This window comes from Methanomassiliicoccales archaeon (genome assembly GCA_014361295.1).
Taxonomy (GTDB): domain Archaea; phylum Thermoplasmatota; class Thermoplasmata; order Methanomassiliicoccales; family JACIVX01; genus JACIVX01.
Genome location: JACIVX010000011.1, coordinates 1 through 10,947, shown reverse-complemented (window position 1 = coordinate 10,947; position 10,947 = coordinate 1). Strand labels below are relative to the sequence as shown.

Genomic DNA, 10,947 nt, shown 5'->3' with positions numbered 1-10,947 from the left:
TCGCACTCCTCTTTTGTCGCCCACACAAAATCGCCGGGGTTGGTCTGCTTGAGGGCGGAGATAGCCACGCCGTAGTTGAGCCCGGTCTGCACATCTTTCGTGAGGTAACCGAAGAGGAAGCCACCGGCAAAGGCGTCGCCTGCACCTACCCGGTCGACGATTTCCAGGTCAAACACTGGGGCGCGGAAGATCTGGCCGTCGCTATAGGCCAAAGCGGTCCAAGTGTTGCGCCAAACGGAAGGCGTTTCGCGGATCGTGATGGCCACTGCCTTCAGGTTCCTGAACATCTGGTTCAGGCGCTCGGCTACCTTCTCGAAGGATTCTTCTTTCACCCCGAACACCCGTTCCGCGTCCTCTTCAGTGGTTATGAGAACGTCTGCCTGAGAGACGAGTTTGGTCATGACTCGTCGTGCCTCTTCTTGGCTCCAGAGGCGGGCGCGGTAGTTGAGATCTATGGAAACGAAAACTCCATGTTCTTTGGCTTTTTTCACTGCTTCCTTTGTAGCTTCTGCCGCGGAGGGGGAGAGGGCTGGGGTGATTCCGGTAGTGTGGAAGGCCTTTGTTTGCGAAAAGATTTTGTCCCAATCCACTTCCCCGGGCTGGATTTTGGCCATAGCTGAGTCTTGGCGATCGTAAAGAACGGAGCTTGCCCGGGGGCTAGCTCCGAACTCCACGAAATAGAGGCCAACGCGATCGCCATCGGTCCAAACGATATGAGACGTGTCAACTCCCTGTTCCCGGGCCTTATTGGCAATCATTCGGCCCAAGGGGTTGTTGGTAAGGCGCGTGACGTAAGCGCAGCGGAGTCCCAACCGTTGGGCAGCCACGGCCACGTTCAATTCCGCCCCACCAACATTCACATCAAGAGATTTTGTCTGTTCTAGACGCTGAAAGTTCGGAGGAGAGAGACGAATCATCGTTTCTCCAAACGTTACAAGATCGTAGGGCATCTGCGCCTCCTTTTTATTTTTCGCGGAGCTCCTCACGCGCTCGCTTTACCGCTTCCATAAGGGCATGGGCTCTCTGGGTGAGGATTTCGTAGCGACCTTCGGCCACGGCTTTCTTATCCACAAGCCAGGACCCCACACAAACCATGGCCGCGCCAGCTTTGATGAACTCGCCAGCGTTCTCCGCGGTGATTCCGCCTGTGGGAACGAGTGGGATCTGAGGAAGGGGGCCGTGCACCTCTTGGATGTATCTCGGGCCGAGGACACTCGCAGGAAACACCTTCACCATCGCAGCCCCTGCTTCCCAAGCGGTAAGGATCTCCGTGGGAGTCATGGCACCGATGATCGCGGGGACTCCATATCGGTGGGCCATCTCCAGGACGTCAAGTTTCACGGTAGGAGTGACAAGAAATTTTGCCCCGGCCAAGATGGCCTGGCGGGCGGTTGCCGCATCCAGCACTGTTCCTGCGCCCATGAGGACATCGGGAAGCTTTGCCTGGGCTTCTTCAATAGCGCGGAGTGCTCCGGGTGTGTTCATGGTGATCTCCAAACATGGAAGGCCACCTTCGTGTAGAGCCTTTGCAATCCTGATCAAATCTTCCGCAGTTTGAATCCGAATGATTCCTAACGCTCCTGCACGTGTCAGCTGTTCAACCACATCATAGCTATTCACAGAGCCCTCCTTTTAGGAGGAACTTTACAGCCAAGTTTACTTTTTGACAACATATTTTTGTCTTTTTCAAAACTAGACTGGTCGGCTGCACATATAACCGCCGTCCACGTAGATCACCTGTCCGGTAAGATATGCAGAGGCTTCAGAGGCTAGGAATACAGCGATTCCGGCCAAATCATCCGGGGTCCCGGCACGTCCAAGAGGAACTTGGCTAATAAGTCTTTCTGTCCAGGCTGGATCAGCAAAAAGTTTTTCCGTCATACGAGTGCGGAAGTATCCGGGAGCAATAGCGTTTACCCTCACTCCATAGGGTCCCCATTCAGCCGCAAGAACTCTGGTTATTCCTAAAACACCAGACTTTGAAGCCGCATAAGGGGCAAGCGTGGGGATTCCTACGGCCGAGAGAAGAGAAGCAATGTTTATTATGCTTCCTTTCTTTTGAGCTATCATGATTTTTCCTGCAGCTTGACACATGAAAAATGTTCCTTTTAAGTTGGTATTTACAATCCAGTCCCAGTCGCTCTCACTTACCTCTACAGAAGCAACGCGGCGGTTTACACCAGCAGCATTTACGAGCACATCTAACCGGCCAAAGTGGTCGACAGCGTGTTGCATAATTCTTTTGCATTCTGACGGAATAGCCACGTCCCCAGTGAGGGCTAGGCCCTGACAGCCCAGCCGCTCGATCGCGTCAACGACTTCGGCCAAACCTTCGCCACTTCGGCTAACAACAGCTACTTTTGCTCCTGCTTCAGCCAAAGCTAAGGCAATGGCTCGGCCCAACCCGCGTCCACCGCCCGTGACCAAAGCTACTTTTCCGGCCAAAGAAAATCTCTGCATTCAACACCCCCTTTTGCTTATGTCAAATTAACTAGTGCGTAGTATAATTGTTGTTGGATGCCTATGAGCAAGGCAAGAAGGTGGAAAGTAGTTGTAACAGATTGCAATTATCCTGATCTTTCCATCGAAGAAAAAGAACTAGCTGAATGGGATGCCCAAGTAATTCCAAGCCAATGTAAAACTCCGGACGAGGTGTTAGCTTTGGCAAAAGACGCTGATGCTCTGATCTCTCAGTATGCACCGATAACACAAGCGGTGATTCAAAGCCTTCAGCGATGTAAAGCCATTGGGCGGTATGGAATTGGTGTGGACAACATCGATGTTCAAGCTGCCACTGCTCGTGGAATAGCGGTGATCAATGTGCCCTCTTATTGTGAGGAAGAAGTTTCCGATCATGCTCTGGCCATGCTGCTTGCTTGGGCGCGACGCATAGTTCACTATGCTGAGGAAACTCGTCAAGGGGTCTGGGATTGGAAGACAGGACGACCGATCCATCGATTAAAAGGCCAAGTCCTTGGGCTTTTGGGTTTTGGCAAAATCGCTCGTCTTGTGGCTAGGAAGGCTAAAGTGCTTGGATTGGTTGTGATCGCGCATGATCCTTACGTTCCAGACAAAGTTTTTGCTGATGAAGGAGTAAAAAGAGTCGATCTTGAAGATTTGCTTACTCAAAGCGATTTTCTTTCAATTCATGTTCCTTTAACAGACAGTACGCGTCATTTAATAAATGCTGAAACGCTAGCTAAAATGAAGCCTTCAGCCTGCCTTATCAACACTTCCCGAGGAGGGGTAGTGGACGAGTTCGCCCTAGTACAAGCGCTTAAAGAGGGACGTCTTGCTGGAGCTTGTCTAGATGTAACTGAACCTGAACCTCCTAGCCTTGACAATCCTCTTCTCAAAATGCCCCAAGTGCTTATTTCTCCACATGTTGCTTGGTATTCAGAGGAATCGCAAGTTGAACTCCGTACAAAGATCGCGCGCGATATTGGCCGCGCCTTAAATGGACTACTACCCGAGGGCCTGGTCAATCGCGAACTTATAAAGAATTTTCGCCATGCTTAATTAAACGCCTGAAAAGGCAGAAAACCCTCCATCAATAGGAATTACCGCGCCTGTAACAAAAGCAGCTTCTGGTGAGAGAAGCCACTTCACTACCCCAATCAAATCTTCCGGTACCCCAAAGCGGCCCGCTGGTGTATGAGTAATAATTTGACGGCCTCGCTCCGTGAGTTCACCCTTTTCGCCTATTAAAAGGTATCGGTTCTGGTCTGTGATGAAAAACCCAGGAGCTATAGCCACGACTCTGATATTAGGGGAATATTCTTGAGCCATATAAACTGCCAGCCATTGGGTAAAGTTAGCCACCGCTGCTTTCGCTGCACAATAAGCTGGGGTTCTGGTTAGCGGACGAAAAGAGGCCATAGAAGCTATGTTTAGTATGACCCCTGACTTCGCCTCCGCCATTAATTTTCCAAATATTTGGCTTGCAAAAAATGTGCCAAAAAAGTTAAGATCAAAAACAAACCGAACTGCTTCCTCAGGAAGATCAAAGAAAGAGAGTTCCGCGGAAGTAGTAGCACGCGGATGATTCCCGCCTGCACCGTTAATCAAAAAATCAACGCGACCAAAAGTTTTAAGAACTTCTTCTTTGGCCAGCTCAAGATCTCTACGTGAAAGTACGTCTGCTTTTATAACCAGACCTTTTCCTCCAGCCACCTGGATTTTATTCAAGGCGGCTTTGGCTTTGTCTTCGGCGATATCCAAAAGAACACAGATCACCCCCTCTTTAGCCAAGCCTTCAGCAATAGCTGAAGGTAAGACACCTCCGCCCCCTGTTATTACGGCTACCTTATCTTTTAAACCAGACATTGTAGCCTCCTTAGTCCATCAGATATCCTCCATTCACGTCTAAAATTTCGCCGGTTATAAACGATGCGCCAGGAGAAGCCAGGAACACGACAGCAGCAGCAACTTCTTCGGGTTTTCCAAGCCTGCCCAAAGGGATTTGAGAAATAATGACTCTGCGTTGTTCTTTAGTCCATTCCGCGCCCATTCTATCTCGATGGCGTGAGGTGCTACAGTGCTTACAGTGATCCCAAACGAAGCGAGTTCCCGGGCCAAGGATTGGATGCAAGCATTCGCCACGGCCATTAAAAAGTGAAAGCAATATTCCTACCATCCTTTGTGATTGAAAGTGTGAGCTGCCATAGCTATCGTTTTTCATGCTTTTTCAACCAGTTTTATAGCACCCTGCGGGCATAATGAGCGGCATATACCGCATCCTATACACAACGCTTTTTCTACCCTCGCAACCCCATTGGTTACGGAAATTGCTAAACAATGACCTATTTTTTCGCATCTGCCACACCCGGTACACAAGGCTTCGTCTACAACAGCATATCCTTCAACTACTTGAACTTGAAAGGTTGGCTTTAAAAATTTTAGCGCCGCGCCGACTATATCTGAGTATGAAAGTTGTTTTTCTTGCATATACCGTTCTATTCCATTCACAATATGCGTTATTACTTCAAAACCGTTTATCATAATGGCAGCACATGCAGAAATTAAATCGGCCCCCCACATCATCATTTCGACAGCGTCTCGCCATGTCATAATTCCTCCAGAACCAATTACTGGGGCTTTTACAGCCGATTTTACTTCTGCTACGCGTTTATATGAGGCAAATTTAATAGCTGGACCTGCTAAAAAACCATAACATGCCCCATCCAAAAGGGGATATAAAGGTATACCCCCGCGATCGAGGTCTAGAGGGGGCAGGACAAGGGATGGACCACCAAACACGTGCAACCCTATAGCTCCTCCTTCCATCGCTGCTTGCGCAACTTCCGCCAAGTTGGATACTGTGGGTGTAAGCTTACACACCAGGGGGACTGATACTTCTGAAGATATTGCACGAGCTACATTGAAAACAAGTTCCGGATGTTCTCCTGTCACTGCACCGCCGCGTAGATTGTGCTGATTAATCCCAGCATGTGCTTGGTCAAGACCGATCATTGGGCAACAGAGGTTGGCTTCTATAAAATCCGCACCTGCTTGCGCAAATCGCCGAGCAAGGTATACCCATTCGTCTAAAGAACCGCTTTCACTAGTTATATTAGCAAACAAAACTAAAGACGTTTTCTCTTTAGCTTCAGCAACAAGACGTAAACCCTCTTCTAAACCAAGACGTCTTTCAGAAGCATGGATCATTCCTAAACCTGGAACGACTATTGCGCGAAGCTGGCCTTTGAAAGGAGGTTTTCGCATAGTTAGTTTTACACTCGCTCCTGCTGCACCATATTTTTCAGCAAGTTGTAATAACTGAATGTTTGCAGTCAATGGACTAGAAGCCACTATAAATGGATTTTTGAATTCTACGCCTACAAACCTTACACTGGTCATCTTCATCACCTCCGTTTACATATGCACTACTTTGCCATGCTTAGCAGATTCGTAAATTTTTTCAAGCACTTCAAGCGCGCGCATTCCGTCAATGCCTCTTACGCCTCTCTGAGGTTCCTTCTCTTTAAGTACACATTGTACAAAGTGCTCAATTTCATCTTGATAGCCTAGTGATCGAAATTCATCAACCGCGGGAAAGCTCCATCCCGTTGTAAGTTCGGCTTTTTCAACGGTGTATTTCAAACCTACACGACTAAACACTAGTAAAGGCGATCCCTGAGTAAGGTTTACCTTGATTACTCCCTCGGTGCCGTAAAACTCTACGACATCATCCATGCCGCCTCGTGTAATATAGTTGGCTTCTATTTGACATATTTTTCCATCTTCAAATTCTATAACGCCAATACCCCAATCTTCGCCTTCAATATCTTTGTGCAATAGATTTGCATTTCCACCTGGAGTCATAACTCCTAAAACACGGCGAGGCCTCTTTTCGAAGAAATATAAACCAAAACCTATAGGGTGGATCCCCAAATGTATTAGAGCTCCGCCGCCACAGTAATCAATTCTTTTTGCATATTTGGAGTGGGAACCGCTGTGGGACTCCTTTCCGCGCACAACTAAGACGTCGCCAATCGCACCTTCAGAACAAATTTCGACAGCTTTGCGTAAAGCTGGGGCAAATATCCAATCTTCAGCGTACATAAGCAAAACACCCTCCCTTTTTGCCGTAGCGAGCATTTCCTCAGCTTGAGCACTATTAAGGGCTAAGGGTTTTTCGCACACAACATGTTTTTTCTGTTGCATAGCAGCTATGGCAACATCTTTATGTAGAAAAGTTGGCACACTAATGCTAACCAATTCTATGTCCTTTCTTTTAAGAAGTTCCTCGTAATTAGTATATGCATGAGGAATATTAAACTGGGCTTGAAAGTTTTCTAGCGTCAAAGGATTTGGACTGGCAATCGCGATTAGAATAGCAGAAGGACAGCGACGATATGCTTCTGCGTGAAGGCGTCCAGCAAAACCAGCTCCAACAATGCCTACTCCTATTTTGGCAGCCATTTTCACACCTTCATTTCATCGATGATAAGTTTTGCTGCATCAATATCTAAGAACAAGGTTGCATTCGGATGACGACGCAATATCGAGGCAGGACACTCAGGTGTTACAGGACCGAGTAACATACGCTTGACGGCCTCTTGCTTTCTTAAGCCCGGAACTACACATATAATGGCTTTAGCTGCCATTATGGCAGGGATAGTTACTGTGATGGCTCTTTTAGGTACTTCTTCCAGATGTTTAAAGCACCCATCACGCACTTGCTGATTACGAGACACCTCATCGATCGTTACAACTTTGACCTTATGTGGATCATTGAAATTCGCAACATGTGGATCGTTGAATGCTATATGCCCATTCTCGCCGACCCCAAGGAAAGCTATATCTGTAGGGTGTGTATTAAGTAGTTTTTCATAGCGCGCACACATCTCTTCGGGAGTGTTTAGGATGCCGTCATCTATATAATACATCTGTTTAATTTTAACTTTAGTAAAAACCCGTTTTTCCAAATAAGCACACAACTTTTGTGGTGCACTGGTCGGCAGATCAAGATATTCATCAAGATGAAAGGCATTGCATCGAGTCCAATCTATTTCGGGTAGCATTACTAAACAATCTAAAAAGTCATTTTGTGATGGTGCTGCAGCAAACATTATGTTAACCTCAGGCTGTGAAGAAAGAAAGTTGCGAATGTGGTACGCAGCCATAGTTGCTGCAGCGTAGCCTAATTCCTTTGGAGTGTTATATATCATTACTGTTAAACAATCTATGCGCAGATTTTTTACCGGTGGCACAATGTTATAATTCATGTTTCCCCTCCTTAAATTCATGTTGTAAAAGTTTATAAACATACACTACATATTCACCATATTTAGATTGGCCTTTCGCTTCCATAGAGCGAGGGCGTGGAAGGTCTATCGGAACTATTTCTTTAATTTTGGCTGGACGCTTAGTCATAACGAACACTTGGTCTGCCAAGAAAACAGCTTCTTGAATGCTGTGAGTTACGAAGATAATGGTTTTACGCTTCGTCTCCCAAAGTCGTAGCAACTCAAGGTTCAAAATGTCGCGCGTCATCGCATCAAGGGCTCCAAACGGTTCATCCATTAGCAAAAGCTCAGGATCATAAATAAGAGCTCTGCATATGGCTACCCTCTGTTGCATGCCGCCTGAGAGTTCAAAGGGATATCGATCAGCAAAATCCTTGATTCTCACCATTTCAAGCAGGTCCATGGCTTTCTCTTTGTAATTAGTTGCTTTTTCGCCGAGAATAGTTAAAGGAAAAAGCACATTGTCAATAACTCGTAACCATGGCATTAACAACGGTTTTTGGAACACCATACCTACTTTTTTCCCGAGCGGTTTTTGAACAACTGTCCCGTCGACTATTACTTCGCCAGCATCGTAAGGCAAAAGTCCCGCAAGAATCTTTAGAAACGTGGATTTTCCACACCCGCTTGGCCCAACAATTGTGATGAAAGTTCCTTTGTTAACTGAACAAGACAAACCTTCAATTGCTCGCAATTGTCCTTTGCTAGTAGTGTATGTTTTATAAACGTCTGTAACCTTCACAAATGCCTCCTCATGTTCTGCCATATGACCCCCTGTAAACTCGCGGAACTTTAAACAAAAGGGGGAGAGAAAAGTCTCTCCCCCTCTTTTTGGGTAGCATTAACGGCGAAGACGCTCAGGAAACGGATAATCTTCTGGAAATTCTTCGGGATATGGCCATGTATAGTGAGGTAGAAATGCGGTCGTGTACGCTTGTTCAGCAATTACCGGAGATGTTGGCTTCATTATGTCGTTCACAAGCTTGATAGTATATTCCATTCGGGCTTTGTCAATCCAGCCAAGTCCGTGCTCACGAGTAATCGGCGTGTCCATCAGATCTTCATAATATGGCCAACACTCTAACAACAGGTCCACATCTACTTCGGGGAAATATTTTTGCATCATCAATATAGCTTCTTTAGGGTGTAAGATCGCCCATCGCCAACCTCTAAACGTGGCATCCAAAAATTTTCTGAGTGTCTCAGGTCGTTCTTTTATAAAGTCCTCGTGAACTATTAGAGCCTGGGAGTAAGGGTTAACACCCCACTCTGGCCACCGAAACCATCCCAGGTTATCTTTACCGATAGCCTGAACATGGAGTGGATATGTACCCCAATAGTTGCCCTCGATATCAATTTGTCCTGCGGCCAAAGCAGGAATCTTTGCCCCTGCAGACATATTCACCCATATAACTTTTTCGGGGTCGATTCCATTAACGGCTGCAAAAACAGGGAAGAAGACGCGTTGAGAATCCCCTGGGGGAGCGCCAATAGTGCGACCCTCAAAATCCTTCGGTGTGGTGATGCCGGTATCCTTTCGTGTCCAAAATGTGAAAGGACTGTCTTGGAATATTACGGCAACTATAACAACTTGAGCTCCTTCCCCCCGTGCTGCTAGCGCAGTCGAAACGTCGGCTACACCTATGTCAATTTTACGAGCAGCCACAAGATTAACTGCGTCTAGGGAGCCACTTCCACGTTCAACAGTTACTTCGAGCCCTGCTTCTTGATAATACCCCCTTTCAATAGCAACGAAATAAAAGGTGTGATCGGCTTGATTTGGGATCCAGTTAAGTCTTACGGTAAGCGTCTCAAGCGCGAGACCAGGGACGCACGCCATTATAAGTACACATGCCACAAATACCCTTTCAATCCTGTACTTCATAAAGCCACCTCCTTTAGTTTGCAGCCTTTTAAACTAACGCCCCGCTGTCCTCCAAGCTTCTGCCCAGGGGGTAAACACTCTCTCCATTAGCGAGACAAAGCCAAATAAGCCGAGGCCCAAAGCCGAAATCCATATTAATGCAGCAAAGATTGCTTCAGTTGTTAGCATAGTCTGCGCCTGAATAATTATACCCGCGAGTCCTTTTGTGGACGCAATAAATTCGCCAATGATAGCACCGATCACAGAAAATGTAGAAGCGACCTTTAATCCTGCAAATATATGTGGGAGAGCGTTAGGTAGGCAAACATGCAAAAATATCTTTAAACGTGAGGCGTTAAAGAGACGCCCCAAATCCAACATTTCTGGGTCAATTGCGCGGATGCCTGCAGCGGTGTCTATAACTACAGGAAAGAAGGCAATAAAAAACGAAATCCACATGTTAGGAATTATACCGTAGCCGAGCCATATAATAAAAAGGGGAGCCATAGCAATCTTCGGCAGGGAATTAAAGAAGACAAGAAATGGCATTACTAACTTGTAAACAAAACTTGAGGCTGCGATTAGCATGCCCAAAATAATACCCACTCCGGCCGAGAGCAGGAAACCGCCCAGCATTTCAGCGGCTGTAACAGCAATGTGAGTATGCCATTTCCACCGGGCAATGTCACACAAGGCGTTAATGACAACAGCCGGAGACGGAAGTATAAATTTGGGGTATTTAAACACATCAACCATCAATTGCCACAACAGCAATAACACTAGGAAAGGCAGTGCATATGAGGCAACATTTTTACAGACATTGGCAAATGTACGCATAAACCTCTCCTTTAGTTTTTTGACTAAATCAAATCTTCTTAAGATATATAATACCCCGACGGTCTCAGGATGTCAAGGGGGCGAACTGCCTCGTTGAAAGTGTTACCGAAAGGGTCATCGATTCCTCATAAACTTGGTTGCCGATATACAAAGGCGGACCTGATGACCATAGTGTCCCGTCTATTGTGTCTGGTCAACATGATAGCTTCCCGTCTCGATTTCCGCAAATCCCCGAAGTCTCCTCGCCCCCCATGCCTCGTTCAAGTGACTCAAAACCAAGTACAAAAGCTTTTCTACCGCCTCCTCTCCACAGAACACCTCCACCACCTTCATCCGCCGCTTCACCTCCTTCGCCAACCGTTCCAGTTGATTCGTGGTGTAAAGATACCGCCTAATGGGCTTGGGATGACGAAGAAACGCCAAAAGGGCATAAGCCTTGGCCTCCCAGCGGGCCACGATCTTGGGATAGATTACGCCCCAGCGCTCCCGAAGCTT

Annotated in this window: 12 protein-coding genes and 1 pseudogene; 1 reads left to right on the top strand and 12 read right to left on the bottom strand. The window is 46.9% G+C overall.

The window, feature by feature from the left end:
• The 3 genes from H5T41_10055 to H5T41_10045 form a co-directional block, all read right to left on the bottom strand.
• Positions 1-950, bottom strand: a 950-nt coding sequence (locus tag H5T41_10055) for a sugar kinase (GenBank protein ID MBC7109105.1), incomplete at its 3' end; no start/stop codon positions are given.
• A gap of 13 nt (positions 951-963) precedes the next feature.
• Complete coding sequence (locus H5T41_10050; protein MBC7109104.1) at positions 964-1,620, bottom strand: bifunctional 4-hydroxy-2-oxoglutarate aldolase/2-dehydro-3-deoxy-phosphogluconate aldolase; 657 nt, start codon at positions 1,618-1,620, stop codon at positions 964-966.
• A 72-nt stretch (positions 1,621-1,692) separates the two neighbouring features.
• Complete coding sequence (locus H5T41_10045) at positions 1,693-2,460, bottom strand: glucose 1-dehydrogenase (protein MBC7109103.1); 768 nt, start codon at positions 2,458-2,460, stop codon at positions 1,693-1,695.
• 63 nt (positions 2,461-2,523) lie between these two features.
• Here H5T41_10045 and H5T41_10040 point away from each other — a divergent pair, with 63 nt between their 5' ends.
• Positions 2,524-3,519, top strand: a complete 996-nt coding sequence (locus tag H5T41_10040) for a C-terminal binding protein (GenBank protein MBC7109102.1) — start codon at positions 2,524-2,526, stop codon at positions 3,517-3,519.
• Here the strand turns inward: H5T41_10040 and H5T41_10035 are convergent, their stop codons facing one another.
• From H5T41_10035 to H5T41_09995, 9 genes and pseudogenes are all read right to left on the bottom strand, one after another.
• Entirely contained in the window at positions 3,520-4,326 is an 807-nt protein-coding gene (locus H5T41_10035; protein MBC7109101.1) for an SDR family oxidoreductase, read from the bottom strand.
• A 10-nt stretch (positions 4,327-4,336) separates the two neighbouring features.
• A pseudogene (locus H5T41_10030) lies at positions 4,337-4,608 on the bottom strand (SDR family oxidoreductase).
• A gap of 69 nt (positions 4,609-4,677) precedes the next feature.
• Positions 4,678-5,859: a 4Fe-4S binding protein gene (locus H5T41_10025; GenBank protein ID MBC7109100.1), complete on the bottom strand. Its 1,182-nt coding sequence runs from the start codon at positions 5,857-5,859 to the stop codon at positions 4,678-4,680.
• Between the two features lie 15 nt (positions 5,860-5,874).
• Positions 5,875-6,924, bottom strand: coding sequence for a Gfo/Idh/MocA family oxidoreductase (locus H5T41_10020; protein ID MBC7109099.1), 1,050 nt, complete (start codon positions 6,922-6,924; stop codon positions 5,875-5,877).
• A 2-nt stretch (positions 6,925-6,926) separates the two neighbouring features.
• The gene (locus H5T41_10015) at positions 6,927-7,730 is read right to left on the bottom strand and encodes a glucosamine-6-phosphate deaminase (GenBank protein MBC7109098.1); all 804 of its coding nucleotides are present in this window, start codon (positions 7,728-7,730) and stop codon (positions 6,927-6,929) included.
• Positions 7,720-8,517 (bottom strand): ABC transporter ATP-binding protein, encoded by a 798-nt coding sequence (locus tag H5T41_10010; protein ID MBC7109097.1) that lies wholly within the window; start codon positions 8,515-8,517, stop codon positions 7,720-7,722. Before H5T41_10010 ends, H5T41_10015 begins: the two co-directional genes overlap by 11 nt.
• A gap of 75 nt (positions 8,518-8,592) precedes the next feature.
• Positions 8,593-9,636 carry an ABC transporter substrate-binding protein gene (locus H5T41_10005; GenBank protein ID MBC7109096.1) on the bottom strand — a complete coding sequence of 348 codons (1,044 nt, stop codon included), beginning with the start codon at positions 9,634-9,636 and terminating at the stop codon, positions 8,593-8,595.
• A gap of 33 nt (positions 9,637-9,669) precedes the next feature.
• Positions 9,670-10,452 carry an ABC transporter permease gene (locus tag H5T41_10000; GenBank protein MBC7109095.1) on the bottom strand — a complete coding sequence of 261 codons (783 nt, stop codon included), beginning with the start codon at positions 10,450-10,452 and terminating at the stop codon, positions 9,670-9,672.
• A 180-nt stretch (positions 10,453-10,632) separates the two neighbouring features.
• Positions 10,633-10,947 (bottom strand): transposase (locus tag H5T41_09995; protein ID MBC7109094.1); only part of this gene is annotated, 315 nt, incomplete at its 5' end.